17 protein-coding genes are annotated in these 15,112 nt (G+C 33.0%); 11 read left to right on the top strand and 6 right to left on the bottom strand.

From position 1 onward, the window contains the following. Positions 1 to 54: 54 nt before the first annotated feature. Positions 55 to 1,299, bottom strand: a complete 1,245-nt coding sequence (locus QMO72_RS11550) for a Glu/Leu/Phe/Val family dehydrogenase (RefSeq protein ID WP_103266101.1) — start codon at positions 1,297 to 1,299, stop codon at positions 55 to 57. Between the two features lie 451 nt (positions 1,300 to 1,750). On the opposite strand from QMO72_RS11550, the gene QMO72_RS11545 reads away from it, so the two are divergent. After that, the gene (locus QMO72_RS11545; RefSeq protein WP_103266102.1) at positions 1,751 to 3,088 is read left to right on the top strand and encodes an amino acid permease; all 1,338 of its coding nucleotides are present in this window, start codon (positions 1,751 to 1,753) and stop codon (positions 3,086 to 3,088) included. Continuing rightward, positions 3,089 to 3,997 carry a homocysteine S-methyltransferase gene (gene mmuM / locus QMO72_RS11540; RefSeq protein ID WP_103266103.1) on the top strand — a complete coding sequence of 303 codons (909 nt, stop codon included), beginning with the start codon at positions 3,089 to 3,091 and terminating at the stop codon, positions 3,995 to 3,997. It begins immediately after the preceding gene. A gap of 87 nt (positions 3,998 to 4,084) precedes the next feature. Here mmuM and QMO72_RS11535 read toward each other — a convergent pair whose 3' ends face one another. Beyond that, complete coding sequence (locus QMO72_RS11535; protein ID WP_069823435.1) at positions 4,085 to 5,107, bottom strand: fatty acid desaturase; 1,023 nt, start codon at positions 5,105 to 5,107, stop codon at positions 4,085 to 4,087. Positions 5,108 to 5,738: 631 nt separating this feature from the next. Between QMO72_RS11535 and QMO72_RS11530 the strand changes: the two genes are divergently transcribed. The 6 genes from QMO72_RS11530 to QMO72_RS11505 all read left to right on the top strand — a co-directional run bounded on the left by QMO72_RS11530 (position 5,739) and on the right by QMO72_RS11505 (position 10,092). Next, on the top strand, positions 5,739 to 5,885 hold the full coding sequence (locus QMO72_RS11530) for a hypothetical protein (RefSeq protein WP_241966296.1): 147 nt from the start codon (positions 5,739 to 5,741) through the stop codon (positions 5,883 to 5,885). Between the two features lie 9 nt (positions 5,886 to 5,894). Then, positions 5,895 to 6,122 carry an SRPBCC family protein gene (locus tag QMO72_RS11525; RefSeq protein WP_241966297.1) on the top strand — a complete coding sequence of 76 codons (228 nt, stop codon included), beginning with the start codon at positions 5,895 to 5,897 and terminating at the stop codon, positions 6,120 to 6,122. Positions 6,123 to 6,345: 223 nt separating this feature from the next. Continuing rightward, positions 6,346 to 7,305, top strand: a complete 960-nt coding sequence (locus QMO72_RS11520) for an NAD-dependent epimerase/dehydratase family protein (RefSeq protein WP_069823436.1) — start codon at positions 6,346 to 6,348, stop codon at positions 7,303 to 7,305. Positions 7,306 to 7,603: 298 nt separating this feature from the next. Then, positions 7,604 to 8,680, top strand: coding sequence for a branched-chain amino acid aminotransferase (locus tag QMO72_RS11515; protein WP_069823437.1), 1,077 nt, complete (start codon positions 7,604 to 7,606; stop codon positions 8,678 to 8,680). Between the two features lie 247 nt (positions 8,681 to 8,927). After that, complete coding sequence (locus tag QMO72_RS11510; protein ID WP_103266104.1) at positions 8,928 to 9,620, top strand: HAD family hydrolase; 693 nt, start codon at positions 8,928 to 8,930, stop codon at positions 9,618 to 9,620. An 82-nt stretch (positions 9,621 to 9,702) separates the two neighbouring features. After that, a complete protein-coding gene (locus QMO72_RS11505) occupies positions 9,703 to 10,092 on the top strand; it encodes a UCP033725 family protein (protein ID WP_069823439.1) in 390 nt (129 codons plus the stop codon). Positions 10,093 to 10,197: 105 nt separating this feature from the next. On the opposite strand, the gene QMO72_RS11500 is transcribed toward QMO72_RS11505, so the two are convergent. Next, positions 10,198 to 10,860 carry a deoxynucleoside kinase gene (locus QMO72_RS11500; RefSeq protein ID WP_103266105.1) on the bottom strand — a complete coding sequence of 221 codons (663 nt, stop codon included), beginning with the start codon at positions 10,858 to 10,860 and terminating at the stop codon, positions 10,198 to 10,200. Further along, positions 10,853 to 11,470 carry a deoxynucleoside kinase gene (locus QMO72_RS11495; RefSeq protein WP_069823441.1) on the bottom strand — a complete coding sequence of 206 codons (618 nt, stop codon included), beginning with the start codon at positions 11,468 to 11,470 and terminating at the stop codon, positions 10,853 to 10,855. Before QMO72_RS11495 ends, QMO72_RS11500 begins: the two co-directional genes overlap by 8 nt. A 62-nt stretch (positions 11,471 to 11,532) precedes the next feature. Here QMO72_RS11495 and tadA point away from each other — a divergent pair, with 62 nt between their 5' ends. The 3 genes from tadA to QMO72_RS11480 all read left to right on the top strand — a co-directional run bounded on the left by tadA (position 11,533) and on the right by QMO72_RS11480 (position 13,582). Further along, a complete protein-coding gene (tadA, locus tag QMO72_RS11490; protein ID WP_103266106.1) occupies positions 11,533 to 12,024 on the top strand; it encodes a tRNA adenosine(34) deaminase TadA in 492 nt (163 codons plus the stop codon). A 100-nt stretch (positions 12,025 to 12,124) separates the two neighbouring features. Beyond that, positions 12,125 to 12,997, top strand: coding sequence for an HAD family hydrolase (locus QMO72_RS11485; protein ID WP_103266107.1), 873 nt, complete (start codon positions 12,125 to 12,127; stop codon positions 12,995 to 12,997). Positions 12,998 to 13,015: 18 nt separating this feature from the next. Further along, a complete protein-coding gene (locus tag QMO72_RS11480; RefSeq protein WP_103266108.1) occupies positions 13,016 to 13,582 on the top strand; it encodes an NADPH-dependent FMN reductase in 567 nt (188 codons plus the stop codon). Positions 13,583 to 13,682: 100 nt separating this feature from the next. On the opposite strand, the gene QMO72_RS11475 is transcribed toward QMO72_RS11480, so the two are convergent. Both QMO72_RS11475 and QMO72_RS11470 read right to left on the bottom strand, forming a co-directional pair. Next, positions 13,683 to 14,015, bottom strand: coding sequence for a transcriptional regulator, SarA/Rot family (locus QMO72_RS11475; protein WP_103266109.1), 333 nt, complete (start codon positions 14,013 to 14,015; stop codon positions 13,683 to 13,685). 19 nt (positions 14,016 to 14,034) lie between these two features. Beyond that, the gene (locus QMO72_RS11470; protein ID WP_286093191.1) at positions 14,035 to 14,853 is read right to left on the bottom strand and encodes a transcriptional regulator; all 819 of its coding nucleotides are present in this window, start codon (positions 14,851 to 14,853) and stop codon (positions 14,035 to 14,037) included. Positions 14,854 to 15,112 lie beyond the last annotated feature (259 nt).

Genomic DNA, 15,112 nt, shown 5'->3' with positions numbered 1-15,112 from the left:
GAGATAGTCGTATAAAGCATTACAATCATTTGGACGAGTGCTTTAGTTATAAGGCTACGCCCACCCACGAAAACGAGAAGCTTCAGCTGTACGTTTAATACCTATCACGTAAGCTGCTAAGCGCATATCTATTTTTCTGTCATGTGCTAAATCATATATATTATTAAAGGCATCAACCATTTTATGGCGTAGTTTAGTATTTACTTCTTCTTCGGACCAATAATAGCCTTGATTATTTTGCACCCATTCAAAGTATGATACCGTAACACCACCGGCACTAGCGAGAACATCAGGGATTAATAATATACCACGCTCATTTAAAATACGTGTGGCTTCCTGAGTAGTAGGGCCGTTCGCCGCTTCTGCAATAATATTAGCTTTAATATCATTGGCATTGTCGGCAGTAATTTGATTTGATAATGCAGCCGGTACAAGAATATCACAATCTAGTTTTAGTAAATCCTTATTAGAAATAACGTCATCAAATAAATGTGTCACGCGACCATGTTGTTCTTTAAGTTCGAGTAAATGTTCTATATCTAAACCATTTGGATCGTAAAGAGCGCCATAGCTTTCGGAAATCGCAACGATCTTTGCACCCATGTCGTGTAGAATTTTAGCGATAAAACTACCTGCATTCCCGAATCCTTGAATGACAACACGAGAATTAGTAATAGAAATATTGCGACGTTTTGTAGCTTCTTCGATAGTAATAACTGCACCAAGTGCAGTCGCACGATTACGTCCTAGGGAACCACCTAAAGCTAATGGTTTGCCAGTAATGAATGCGAACGCGTTTGAGCGATTAATCATGCTATATTCATCCATCATCCATGACATAATTTGAGGGTTAGTATATACATCTGGTGCGGGTATATCGCTTGAAGGACCTACAAATTGCGATATTGCTCTAACATAAGCGCGTGATAAACGCTCAAGCTCTTGGTTGCTCATTTGTCTAGGATCACAAATAATACCGCCTTTACCACCACCATAAGGTAAATTTGCAATGCCACATTTTAACGTCATCCACATTGAAAGGGCTTTGACTTCTTCTTTAGTGACATCCGGGTGAAAACGAATACCACCTTTAGTAGGTCCGACCGCGTGATTATGTTGTGCGCGATAACCTGTAAAGGTTTGCATAGTGCCATCATCCATACGGATAGGGATGCGTACTTCTAAAAAGCGTAAGGGTTCTTTAATTAATTCATACATGCCTTCATCGAATCCTAATTTATTTAAAGCTTCCTTAGTAATCTGTTGTGTTGAAGATACTAAGTTATTATGATCTGTCATAGTTATTCTCCTTAATGCGTTATGATTATATTTTATGTACTTACTATTAGAATGTTATCTTTATTGAGAATTAAAATCAATGAAGAAATCTAATTTTTATAAATATTTTGAAAATTCAGACTCGTGGATAACGATAATATTATAGGCGCAAACTATATACAGCAAAGGATTCAGGTTGATTATAAGATTGCTATTATAAAAATATGGAATGTATGAAATTATTAAATAATGAATATATATGAGCTTTGTATTTTTTCAAAGTATTTTAATATGCCTTTAAAATGAATTTGATTAATGTATATTTTAATAACGTATAGCTTAACATTATAAAGTAACTTCTGTAGTTGGCATTTATTTACTATTGACTAAATTTTCAGAAATAAATAGAATGATTAATTATACTCAAATTTTTTATAAGTATTGAGTGCTTAAAGATGAGGAGAAGAGATATATGGAACAAACAACGTTTAAACGTGCCATGAAACAACGTCATCTAATGCTATTGAGCTTTGGTGGTGTAATTGGTACAGGCCTATTTTTAAGTTCTGGATACACATTGCAACAAGCAGGGCCATTGGGGACGGTCTTATCTTATGTTATTGGTTCTATTTTAGTCTACCTAGTCATGTTATGTTTAGGGCAATTAGCGATAAAACATCCAGTGACAGGAGGGTTTCATGTATATGCTAGTAAATACATACATCCTGCAGTTGGTTACATCGTTGCATGGTTCTATTGGCTAACCTGGACAGTAGCACTGGGGTCAGAATTTACAGCAGTCGGTTTGTTGATGCAGAAATGGCTTCCAGATATACCCGTATACATATTTGCAACCATAGCAATTATTTTAGTACTAGTATTTAATATTATATCGACACGTTTTTATGCAGAGGTCGAATTTTATTTCTCACTAGTTAAAGTAATCGCAATTATAGTGTTCATCCTTCTAGGTGTTTTAGTCATTATCGGATTGATTCATTATGCTGGATATCAAGGTTTACATACAATTACACAACGATATACAAATCCTACGTTCCCACATGGACTAGGTTCTGTATTTTTAACGATGCTGGCGGTTAATTATGCTTTTAGTGGTACGGAATTGATTGGTATAGCAGCGGGAGAAGCTGAAGAACCTGAAAAAGTTATACCGAAAGCAATCAGAGCAACGTTATGGCGCTTGATTGTCTTCTTTATAGGAACCATCGTTATTATTTCTATTTTAATTCCTAGCTATCAGGGTAAATCATTAAAAAGTCCCTTTGTAGTTATTTTTCAAGAAATGGGCATTCCTTATGCTGGGGACATTATGAACATAGTTATCATCACTGCTTTGCTTTCTGCTGCCAATTCAGGTTTGTATGCAGCAAGTAGAATGATTTGGAGTTTATCCAATGAAGGTATGTTCCCTAAATGGTTTGGTCATCTCAATAAATATCAAATGCCAATTCGAGCAACGTTATTTAGTATGATTGGTGGTTTGTTAGCATTATTATCGAGTGTATATGTAGCAGATTCATTATACGTAGTCCTTGTGTCGATAGCTGGATTAGCAGTTGTGATTGTCTGGATGAGTATCTGTGTTTCATATTTCAATGCTAAAAGAATAGATCGAAGTTTGAAAATACACCAATCTGTTCCTATAATTGGTTTTACGCTTTGTCTTGTTTCATGTATTGGTATGATCTTTGACCCGAATCAAGCCCCTGCGTTATACTTTGGTTTACCATTTGCAGTACTTGCTTTAGCCTATTACTATATTAAATATAATAAAAAAGGAGACGCATAAATGCGCTTATTAGAAAAATTAACTGCACAACGTCCTATTATATTAGATGGCGGTCTTGCCACAACATTAGAACAAGCAGGTTGTAATTTAAATTCATCTTTATGGTCGAGTGAAGTATTGCGACATCAACCAAATAAAATTCAACAAGCCCACAGTGCTTTTACAGAAGCAGGTGCTGATATTATATTAACAAGTACATATCAAGCCAGTTATGATACTTTTTCAGATATTGGTTTAGAGATAGAAGAAATTGAACAATTATTTTCAACTGCTGTGGACGAAGTTAACAAGGCCACATATGATAATCAGGTTGTAGTAGGTAGCTTGGGGCCTTATGGGTCATATTTAAGTGATGGTTCTGAATATACGGGGAACTATGAACGAACTCAAGAAGATTACTATCATTTTCATAAGGCAAGAATCGATGCACTGATCTCTAGGGGGATTAATGATTTTGTATTTGAAACTGTACCAAATTTTAGTGAAATTAAAGCGATAGCCGAATACATTATTCCTCGTTACAGTAATACACAAACGTTTTGGTTATCAGTGACTGTTGACGAACAAGGGGATTTGTCAGATGGCACAGCATTTGAAACATTATGTGAATATATGACACATCATAGCCAAACACTCCCTATATTTGGTATTAATTGCTCAACAGTAGAAGGTATCAATCAAGCTATGAGTAAAGGTTTAAAGGACTTGTCGCAAACTATTGCACTATATCCAAATGGTGGTGCGCATTATGATGCAGAAACCAAGCAGTGGGAAAATGAAGGGGATAGTAGTCAAATTATAGACCAATTACCTAGTTGGATTGAACAAGGTGTTAGAATTGTGGGCGGTTGTTGTCAGACAACGCCAGAAGATATTAAAGCGATTAAAACATTACTTATTGAAAAATAGTGAGAGTAATAAAAAAATAGCATCACAAAAGGGAACACCTACTTTTTAGTAGGCGTTCCCTTTTGAATTGTTGTACCTAGCACTCAATTAGCGTTGTGATTGTGTGCGTGGTATTTTATATTTTTTTGAAAACTCTTTAAATGTAATGAAGCGTTTATGGCTTTCATCATACAATTTGAATTTCAATGAAGATAAGCTTTCAATAAGTGTAATTGAAGTTGCATGATGCAATGGTTTAACATTTTCATGTGTAGCTTCTAAAGCATAGTTAGGAATTCTAGGATTTAGATGATGTACGTGATGATATCCTATATTTCCAGTAACCCATTGAATAAATTTTGGTAATTTATAATAAGAGCTACCATCTATTGCTGCTTTAACATAATCCCACTCAGAAGCTTCTTCAAAATAAGAATCTTCAAAGGTATGTTGGATATAAAATAACCATATACCAAGCATGCCAGAAATAAATACCATAGGTGCAATCATAGCAAAAAATTGCCCTGGACCTAAAATAAATATAAGACCAACATGTAATATAATTAAGAAAATATTATTGAGGTATGTGTTTAGACGTTCATTCCATTTAGCATCTTTTGAATTAAAGCGATTTGACACAAATACTAAGAAAAATGGGCCAATTACAAACATCACAAAAGGATTACGATAAACTCTGTAGGATAAACGTGTGAACTTAGATGATGCTTGATATTCTTCAACCGTCATTACCCAAATATCGCCGATGCCACGTTTTTCTAAGTTACCACTACCCGCATGGTGTATGAGATGTTCTCTACGCCATTTTCTGTATGGGAAGAATGTGAGGAATCCAGTAATATTTCCCAGTAAATCATTGTGCTTTTGTTTTTTTAAATAAGATCCATGACATGCATCGTGAAAAATAATAAATGTTCTAATTAAAAATATTGAAGCAAAAATACTACAAATGATTGCTAATGACCAATGTACATTGTATAAAAGGCCTCCCAAAACAATGAGTGCAAAAAGAGGTAGTAATGTATTTATAATTTGAATTGTACTTTTTGTATAACTTGTCTTCGCGAATGGCTTAACCATCTTGTGTAATAATTTCTTTTTATCTTTTTCCATATTCACCAAACTTTCTTTACTTAAAAAGTCAAAAGGATCATTTCAGACTTTTAAGCATTTAATTTATTGTATATAATTCCCGTACCGATTACAAATATTTGCAAGAAAAGTTTGAATAATTCAAATGAATATATAATGCTTATTGAATCTACCGGCTACTTTAAGAATAAAATAAATTTTTTAACTTTATTTACTATATGGTAATTGAACAATTCGAAATGGATGCAATTTAAATCTTTGAATACATTAGCATTTTATCAAAATGAAGTTTAGGGGAATTGAATATTTAAATTTTCTAATGGTATTCATACGACTGGGTTAGTACAAATCTTTTTTGTACTTGTAATTGGGTCTTATTTATCACATCAAATACGCGTATAGGTGTAGTGGCATCGCCACTATGGTTTATCTTTTCAAAGTATTATTCACTTAAGGTATAAAAAAGTAACTCAAAAATTCTAGATAATTTTAAAAGAAAATGGGTAGAGTATAGTAACGAAAGTCAGAAATAGTCATCGGAGTGTTAAAAGCACAACGTCATGATATTTCTGGCTTATTTTTATGAGATATAAGGGGTGATATATAAATGATAGAGGTAGAATATGATAAAGGTTATATTGGGGTTTAACAAATGCTAACAGTACCTATAAATAAGACAGCATCAAATATTTTCAACTATTTAAGCACGACAGAAGGGATACAACAGTGGTTTCCTCAATTAGAAATTTGTGAAAGAAAAATAGATGGCAAAATGTTATTTCATATAGATGGGCATTAATATATAGGAATGTACATTACTGATTTTGAGCAAAATAAAGTGATTGGTTATACTTGGGATCTTGGACAAGTGAAATTTGAGTTGAATCAGCTTGAAACAACAAATGAGCGGGTATTCAAGGAATTTTTACCATATGAGTTTCCACATATTGGACTAGATTTTGCTGGATGGCAATTCCAAATGGAAAACCTAAAAGCGCTTATAGAAAGTAATAAGAAATTAGACCAACAACTATAAGATTTTGATTATAGAAAAGTTGAAATAGAAAAAGTATTACATTTAAAAGAATAACAGTATATTAAAACTAGACATTAGTAATTGACCTTGATAGAATATACAAAGATTGTACACACAAAGTATACATAAAAGCGCTTTCATGTTATTGTATATATGAAAAAATGCTTTTTGTCCATGTCAAAAAAACATTACAATTTCTGTAATGCACAAGGGAGATAGAAATATGAAAAAAATTATGATTACTGGTGCCTTAGGACAAATTGGAACAGAACTCGTTGTTAAATGTAGAGCATTATATGGGAATGACAATGTATTAGCGACAGATATTAGAGAACCTGAAGCAGACTCAGCTATAGCGAATGGACCATTTGAAATATTAGATGTTACAGATAAAACACGTATGTATGAATTGGTAGAGTCATTTAAACCAGACACGTTTATGCATATGGCTGCGCTATTATCAGCAACTGCTGAAAAAAATCCATTATTTGCTTGGGACTTAAATATGGGAGGACTTATGAATGCATTGGAGGCTGCACGTGAATTTAACTTACAATTTTTCACACCAAGTTCAATTGGTGCTTTCGGACCTTCCACACCTAAAGTAAATACACCACAAGTCACGATTCAACGTCCAACGTCTATGTATGGTGTGAATAAAGTCGCAGGCGAATTATTATGCCAATACTATTTTGAAAAATTCAATGTCGACACGCGTAGTGTGAGATTCCCAGGTTTAATCTCACACATTAAAGAACCAGGTGGTGGGACAACAGATTACGCCGTAGATATTTACTTTAAAGCAGTAAGAGAAGGACGCTATGCAAGTTTCATCGATAAGAATACATTTATGGATATGATGTATATGGAAGATGCAATTAATGCAATTATTCAATTGATGGAAGCAGATGGCGTTAAATTGATTAATCGCAACGCTTATAATTTAAGTGCTATGAGTATCGAACCAGAAATGGTCAAAGAAGCAATTCAAGAATATTATCCAGAATTTGAATTAGACTATGAAGTGGATAGCGTTCGACAAGCAATTGCTGATAGTTGGCCGAATAGTATTGATGTAAGTTGTGCTAGAGCAGAATGGGGCTTTGATCCACAATATGATTTAAACAAAATGACTAAAGTGATGTTAGAAGCGATTGAAGACAAAGAAAAAGTACAATCATAATATCAATAGCCTAAATAGATGCTTAATCATAAATAATTAAAAACCCATAAAAACCTGTCTGACTTTTAAATGTTAGACAGGTTTTTATCCATTTATATGAGCAGTATATTTTATAGAAAAGCATGTATTTATAAAAATAAATAGAGAATAGTATGGCTTAAATTAATTGGAGTAGTGTTCAATAGTAGTAAATTGTATTGTTGATATATTTTAAATTTTTTGAAAATTATTGAACAGAAGTTCTCATATTGGTATAATTTAATATAAATACTTAAAATTGCATTGGGAGGAAATCATCATGTCAGAAAAAATTAAATTTGAACAACGTGAAAACCTAAAAGAGAAGCCGGATCCAACTGATTTAGGTTTTGGAAAATACTTCACAGACTATATGCTAAGTTTCGACTATGATATTGACCAAGGATGGCATGATTTAAAAATCGTACCTTATGGTCCGATTGAAATTTCTCCAGCAGCACAAGCTATCCATTATGGCCAGTCTGTATTCGAAGGATTAAAGGCTTATAAACATAATGGTGAAATTGATTTATTCCGCCCATCTGAAAACTTTAAACGTATAAACCATTCACTAGCACGTTTAGATATGCCACAAGTAGATGAAGCGCAAATCTTAGAAGGATTGAAACAACTTGTTGATATCGAACGCGATTGGGTACCAGAAGGTGAAGGCCAATCTCTCTATATAAGACCATATGTATTTGCTACAGAAGGTATTTTAGGCGTTCGTCCATCTGCTTCGTATAAACTATTAATTATTTTATCACCATCAGGATCATATTATGGTGGTGCATCATTAACACCAACGAAAATCTATGTTGAAGATGAATATGTACGTGCGGTTCGTGGAGGTGTTGGTCACGCGAAAGTTGCTGGGAACTATGCGGCGAGTTTACTTGCTCAAACAAATGCAGCTGCCCAAGGTTATGATCAAGTATTGTGGTTAGATGGTGTGGAACAGAAATATGTAGAAGAAGTGGGTAGTATGAATATCTTCTTCGTAGAAAATGGCAAACTTGTCACACCAGAATTGAATGGTAGTATCTTGCCTGGTATTACACGTAAGACTATCATTGAATTAGCAAAAGAATTAGGATATGAAGTTGAAGAACGTCGTGTATCTATTGATGAGCTAATCGAAGCACATAATACAGGTGCTCTTACAGAAGTGTTTGGTACAGGTACTGCTGCAGTTATCTCTCCAGTAGGTCAATTGAAATACGGTGGCACTGAAATCGTAATTAACAATAATGAAACTGGTGAAGTTACTCAAAAATTATACGATAATTATGTTGGTATCCAAAGTGGTAAACTTGAAGACCCTCAAGGGTGGAGAGTTGTAGTACCTAGATATTAATTACATGTTTTATACAATAAGCGCTTCAACCATGATGTGATGGTTGAAGCTTTTTTGTTGTTTGAAATTGAAAAAATAAATATGATAAAGTACTGCACAATAGCTATTTAACGATACGAATACTACCCTAAATATTGAAATTAAATGACTTACAGTTCCATTATTTGTTTCGTATTACTAGTTTATATTAAAATATAATATGGTGATAAATTTAATAGATAGTTAATACATAGGAGCTGTTCAAACAATGAAGTGGATTTTATTTGATAAAGATGGAACATTAATCTATTTTGATCGTAGTTGGATGAAGATTGGTTTACAGTTAGTAGAAGACTTTATGACAACTTATCAAGAAGATATCAAGGATGTTGAAGCAGGATATGTGTATTTAGGTATTATAGATGGAGAGATACAACCTGGTACAATTATGGCCTCAGGTGCATTAGATGAAATGGTGCAAGCATTCTGCGAAATTGCTAATCAAGATGTTACCCAATGGGCCCAAAATAGAAGTCAAACACTCGTTGATAATCGAATTCCTGAAAATGTCGTTGTAGAAGGTATAGATGAAACATTAGCAACTTTGAAAAATCAAGGCTATAAAATGGGCATTGTTACAAGTGACTCTAACAAAGGCGTACAACAATTTTTAGAAGCCACAAATTTTAGTCAATTCTTTGATGTTATTATTTCTACTGAAGCTGATGCTGTTGAAAAACCAAATCCAGAAGTGTTAAATCCATTATTTAATAATTATAAAGTAGCTCCACACGATGTAACGATTGTAGGTGATACTGCAAATGATATACAAACAGGAGTGAATGCCAAGTTAGGTCTATCTATTGCAGTATTGACAGGTGTTGGTTTAGAACACGAATTTGATAAAGCTGATCACGTTGTCGCAACTGCGAATGATGTTATAGGTATATTAAATCAATAGGCGGCGCGCTCAAATTATGTCATAATATACATAACGTATATTATGATTTTTTTATATTTAATAATAGCATTGAGGTGGTCAAATGATAGATGGTAAATATGCAACTTATCAAGGAGACACATATAAAGTAGTTGAGATTATTAGCAATGAAGTAGTGTTAGTAACTGAGGATGCCGAAGCGCTGGACAAAGGTTTTGAAGCACAAACGATAAACACTTCCGCACATACATTATATTTCAAGCGTGTTGCAAGAGATGATTTAGACGAACTATACGCATTGTATCAAGAAGCAAGATATGAAGGTGCGATTTTTGACTTATATCAAGATACAGAAGGTCAACTCTATATAGGTACGGAAGACCAAGACAAGGCAAGTACATTTGGTTTAGAACAAACCGATGAAGATTATTATAGTAAATATGTAACAGATGATGAGATAGAAAAGATTATTTATCGTAGTCACATCGAGTAGACAATAAATCATTAAATAGAATAAGCGTCCTATCAGAGTTTAATGTTCTGGTAGGACGCTGCTAAAGAGTATAGATAAGTCGAGATTTTTGGTTAGACAGAGTGACTAACGTTGATCGACCTTGCGATAGGCTTCAATAATATGACTGATTTTATCAATGACAGGATCTAATGAATCTGGATCAGCATGTAAATCATATTCATTAATATTAACACGTACAACAGGACATGCATTAAATTCACTAATCCAGTCGTCGTAGCGTTTGAATAATTTCTTCCAATATTCAGGCTCAGTTTCAATTTCCATCTGGCGACCACGTTGGTTTATACGATCAATCACTTCATCATAGTCACACTCTAAATAGATTAAAACGTCTGGTTTTGGGAAATAAGGTGTCATAACCATTGCATTAAATAATTCTGAATATGTCTTGAAGTCTTCAGGCGTCATCGTACCTTGTTCTTCATGCATTTTTGCAAAGATGTCGACATCTTCGTAAATAGAACGGTCTTGTACAAAGCCGCCACCGTACTCAAACATACGTTTTTGTTCTTTGAAGCGTTCTGCTAAGAAGTAAACTTGTAAATGGAAACTCCAACGCTCAAAATCATTATAAAACTTATCTAAATAGGGGTTGTGGTCAACGTTTTCAAATGAAGTTCTAAAGTTTAAACGTTCGGCTAAAGCACTTGTTAAAGTTGATTTACCTACACCAACTGTGCCAGCAATCGTAATCACAGCATCTTGAGGGATACCATATTTATTCATGAATTTTTCCTCCAATTAGGGATTGTAATAAATTTAAAATATATTGATAATCATCATTGTGTTTTACAAAATCAAGGTGTGTCGTATCGATGCGCATGACACGTTCGCCATCATTTTTTAATGACTGGTAATAAGCGTTGTAATCACGTTTTAAATTTAGTAAGTAATTATCTTCAATTTGATGTTCAAAACTACGATTACGGTGTGCAATACGCGCTTTTAAAACTTCTAAATCTGCATCTAAAAAGATGATGATATTGGGCATTTCTAAATCTTCAGTTAAAATATCATAGATTCTTGAAAATTTATTGTATTCTGTATGTGTGAGTGTATTGTGTGCAAAAATTTTATTTTTATAAATGTGATAATCACTTACAATACCTGAATGCAAGGCTGCAATATCTTGAAATTGTTTGTAACGATTACATAAAAAGAACATTTCTGTTTGGAAACTCCATTTAGAAATATCTTCATAAAAATCAGATAAAAAAGGATTTTCATTTACAATTTCTTTTTCGTGATAGTAGTTGTAAGATTGACTAAGTTTATCTGCTAGAGAAGACTTGCCGACACCAATCGGGCCTTCCACAGCTATAAAAGGTTTTTTCATATTTACCGCTCCAATGTTAAAATAGACAATAAGTATTGTACCATATGTGAGGTGTGAGACACATGACAAGAGATCAATTTTATATGAAAGTTGCGATTGCTGAAGCTGAAAAGGCAGGGGCCATTGGTGAAGTACCGATAGGAGCAGTCATAGTTAAAGATGATGAAGTTATTGTTCGAGCGCATAATTTGCGTGAATCACTGCAAGATCCAACGGCACATGCTGAACACATAGCGATTCAAAAAGCAGCGGCTTTGTGTGGCAATTGGAGATTAGAAGGGTGTACATTATATGTCACATTAGAGCCTTGTGTGATGTGTGCGGGATCAATTGTTATGAGTCGGATTCCACATGTAGTATACGGCGCTAAAGATCTAAAAGGGGGCTGTGCAGGAAGCCTAATGGACCTCTTACAAGAATCTAGATTCAATCATCGTGCAACAGTAAAAACAGGCGTTTTAGAAGAAGAATGTGGGCAATTATTAAAAAATTTCTTCAAAAATATTAGGAAAAATAAAAAAATCAATCAAACAGCGGATAATACAAATGAGTGAACATTTGGTAGAATATGAATATGTTACAAAATTATGGCAAATGAGAATGATGTGTAATTCAATTTGTATTATTGATCATAGTAGGAAATGAGGAGAACGAATGATTAACTTAATTGCGACAGATATGGATGGTACTTTATTAAATGCAGCGCATGAAATATCCGAAGAAAATATTCAAGCAATCCAATATGCACAATCTCAAGGAATTACCGTGGTTATAGCTACAGGACGTGCTTTTTATGAAGCAAACACGCCGATTAATCAAACAGATTTAAAAGTGCCATATATATGTTTGAATGGTGCTGAAGTCAGAGACGAATCATTTAATATCATGAGTACATCTAATTTAAATCGTGAGCTTATCAATAGAGTCACAGCTGAACTTGATAACGAAAACGTGTATTATCAACTTTATACCAACTTAGGTATCTATACAGAAAATCCTCAACGAGATTTAGATATATATATTGATATTGCAGAACGCGCAGGTCAAACAGCAGATGTAGAAAAAATAAAAAGCGGTATTCAAAAACGTATAGATAATGGGACTTTAAAAGTTGTAGATAACTATGACAAAATAGAAAATACACCAGGTGAAATCGTTATGAAAATACTTGCTTTTGACAGTGATTTAACAAAAATTGATCGTATGAGTAAAAAATTAGCAGAATCAGAAAGTCTTGCGATTTCTTCATCATCAAGAGGCAATATTGAAATTACACATGCGGATGCACAAAAAGGCATTGCATTAACAACCATTGCAGAGCGTCTTAATATTGATATGGCAAATGTTATGGCGATAGGCGATAATTTGAACGATATATCTATGCTAGAACGTGTTGGTTATTCTGTAGCAATGGACAATGCGACTTCAGAAGTTAAAGAAGTAGCGAAATATGTAACAGATACAAATGAACAAAGTGGTGTAGGGAAAGCCATTATGAAATTACTTAAAGAAAATAATGAAAAATAATATGAGGTGAATGAAGAAATGAAAGGCTTAATAATCGTAGGTAGTGCGAAAGTCGGTTCGCATACAACTGCATTAGCACATTTTTTAAAAGGGCATTTCGAAGCACATGAATTTGAAGCGGAGATTTTTGATTTAGCTGAACGTCCCATCCATCAATTAGATGTTTCAGGTGCGTCACATCCTAGTGAGACTTATAAAGCAAATATCCAAGCATTACAAACTAAAGCTAGAGAAGCAGACTTCTTTGTTATTGGTACGCCAAACTATCATGGCTCTTACTCTGGTATTATAAAAAATGCTTTAGACCACTTAACGATGGATGACTTCAAGATGAAGCCAGTAGGTCTTGTTTGTAATAGTGGTGGTATCGTAAGTTCAGAACCACTATCTCATTTACGTCTTATCGTTCGTACATTGCTTGGAATTGCTGTTCCAACACAAATTGCTACGCACGATACAGATTATAATAAATTAGAGGATGGTACTTTATACTTAGATAACAATGAATTTCAATTACGCGCAAAATTATTCGTAGATCAAATCATTTCATTTGTGAAGAATAGCCCATATGAACATCTAAAATAAGGTCGTTTGTCCAATGACGAGAAATGATTAAAGACTGGAAAATCCCTAGTACATATTGTAAGGGGTTTTCCAGTTTTTATATACGAAGAATCAATTTTATTTAAGCATTAATGATTGAAGTGACAATAACATGGTATTGCTCTATAGTGGCTTTAATTTTAATTAAATTTATATCAAACAAGTAAATGCAGCGTTCGTCTTGGACACCTCTCGATTTATTGAAGAAACCGAGTTCTATGAGGTGATTAAGCTGTGTAGAAATAGGTGTGTGTGTTAATTTTAGCGCTTGCCTCAGTAAGGATAAATCAACTTTTTCTTTATTAAGCATAAGTAATTTATCTAAAATTATTATTTCCGAAAAATTGAGACTTAAATTTTGTTTTATAACTTTTTTTATTAAAAGCCTTTTTTCTTCATAAGCTATTGTATTCATATTTATCACCTCAGTAAATTTATAACTTAATTTGAATTTGTTTAAGTATTTGTTGTTGACTTAAAGTCAAAGCGTTTATATTTTTATATTTAAAAAGCTTGAATATATTTTTATTAGGAATATATCCTGTAATAGTTTGAAAATGATATATATAGCTCTCGTAAGAGTGAAATTGATATTTTTTCCAAACTGTTTCTAGTAATAATCCAGATAATAAATCACAAATTGAAAAATAAATTTTTGAAGCAATAATGTAGTTTGAAAGTGTGCAGTGCATCATTACGGAAAACTCACGAGATAAATAGCTAGGTTGTACAAAAAATGTGTTAGCAATATGCTGACAAGTCAGTTGATATTGATTATTGTCATTAATATAGGCTGTGACATTTTTGATTAAAGTCAAAGTAGTATGATCAGTTGGTGCCGGCTCCATTTCATATTGAACTTTAATATGATTTAACATATTTAATTGCTTTGTTGTTTGAATACTGGAGTCATTTATAATAGAAAAGATAATATCAATAAAATTTGACTTTAGATGAGATATATTAACTGTATTTAATAATTCTTTAGTTGTTGATTGAGTCATCGACTTGTTGTAAATATAGTAATTATTTATAGATAAACATAAAAGGATGCCTTCAAAGGATAATACGCTGATAACATCACTATCATAAACATAAAATAGATACCCTGGGGTAAGTTGTTGAAAATGCATATTGCGTAGTATGGTCATTGTGCCTTCTAATAATAGGTAAATATTTAAAAAATGATTTGTTTGTAGACGATAAATAGGAGAAGTTGTGTTGTTATATAGAGTCAAACGATAATCAAGCATAGGTATTCACCACAAGTGTAAATGTTGTAATTAATGGTACTTTATAATAGTAAGTTTAATATAAAATTTACATACATAACACTATCAAATTTTAATATTTAATATGCAAAATTTTAAAAAATAAGAGATTTCTCAAACAATTATGTAGGATATTTTAATGAAATTTAAAAAAATATAACTTTAAACTGAATGTAAGGGGGCATTATTTTTGGAAAATGAAGTTAACTGCAAAAAAGTATGGATAATGAATTGGAAATTT

The sequence above is a fragment of the Staphylococcus casei genome (genome assembly GCF_030294405.1).
Lineage (GTDB): Bacteria > Bacillota > Bacilli > Staphylococcales > Staphylococcaceae > Staphylococcus > Staphylococcus succinus.
The sequence above is the reverse complement of the archived record's forward strand: the minus strand, read 5'-3'. Positions and strand labels throughout refer to the sequence as shown.

Bases quoted from the DNA above. Each gene is read 5' to 3' on its own strand.
- QMO72_RS11550 (WP_103266101.1), bottom strand. From the start codon at position 1,299: ATGACAGATCATAATAACTTAGTATCTTCAACACAACAGATTACTAAG.
- QMO72_RS11545 (WP_103266102.1), top strand. From the start codon at position 1,751: ATGGAACAAACAACGTTTAAACGTGCCATGAAACAACGTCATCTAATG.
- mmuM (WP_103266103.1), top strand. From the start codon at position 3,089: ATGCGCTTATTAGAAAAATTAACTGCACAACGTCCTATTATATTAGAT.
- QMO72_RS11535 (WP_069823435.1), bottom strand. From the start codon at position 5,107: ATGGAAAAAGATAAAAAGAAATTATTACACAAGATGGTTAAGCCATTC.
- QMO72_RS11530 (WP_241966296.1), top strand. From the start codon at position 5,739: ATGCTAACAGTACCTATAAATAAGACAGCATCAAATATTTTCAACTAT.
- QMO72_RS11525 (WP_241966297.1), top strand. From the start codon at position 5,895: ATGTACATTACTGATTTTGAGCAAAATAAAGTGATTGGTTATACTTGG.
- QMO72_RS11520 (WP_069823436.1), top strand. From the start codon at position 6,346: ATGAAAAAAATTATGATTACTGGTGCCTTAGGACAAATTGGAACAGAA.
- QMO72_RS11515 (WP_069823437.1), top strand. From the start codon at position 7,604: ATGTCAGAAAAAATTAAATTTGAACAACGTGAAAACCTAAAAGAGAAG.
- QMO72_RS11510 (WP_103266104.1), top strand. From the start codon at position 8,928: ATGAAGTGGATTTTATTTGATAAAGATGGAACATTAATCTATTTTGAT.
- QMO72_RS11505 (WP_069823439.1), top strand. From the start codon at position 9,703: ATGATAGATGGTAAATATGCAACTTATCAAGGAGACACATATAAAGTA.
- QMO72_RS11500 (WP_103266105.1), bottom strand. From the start codon at position 10,860: ATGAATAAATATGGTATCCCTCAAGATGCTGTGATTACGATTGCTGGC.
- QMO72_RS11495 (WP_069823441.1), bottom strand. From the start codon at position 11,470: ATGAAAAAACCTTTTATAGCTGTGGAAGGCCCGATTGGTGTCGGCAAG.
- tadA (WP_103266106.1), top strand. From the start codon at position 11,533: ATGACAAGAGATCAATTTTATATGAAAGTTGCGATTGCTGAAGCTGAA.
- QMO72_RS11485 (WP_103266107.1), top strand. From the start codon at position 12,125: ATGATTAACTTAATTGCGACAGATATGGATGGTACTTTATTAAATGCA.
- QMO72_RS11480 (WP_103266108.1), top strand. From the start codon at position 13,016: ATGAAAGGCTTAATAATCGTAGGTAGTGCGAAAGTCGGTTCGCATACA.
- QMO72_RS11475 (WP_103266109.1), bottom strand. From the start codon at position 14,015: ATGAATACAATAGCTTATGAAGAAAAAAGGCTTTTAATAAAAAAAGTT.
- QMO72_RS11470 (WP_286093191.1), bottom strand. From the start codon at position 14,853: ATGCTTGATTATCGTTTGACTCTATATAACAACACAACTTCTCCTATT.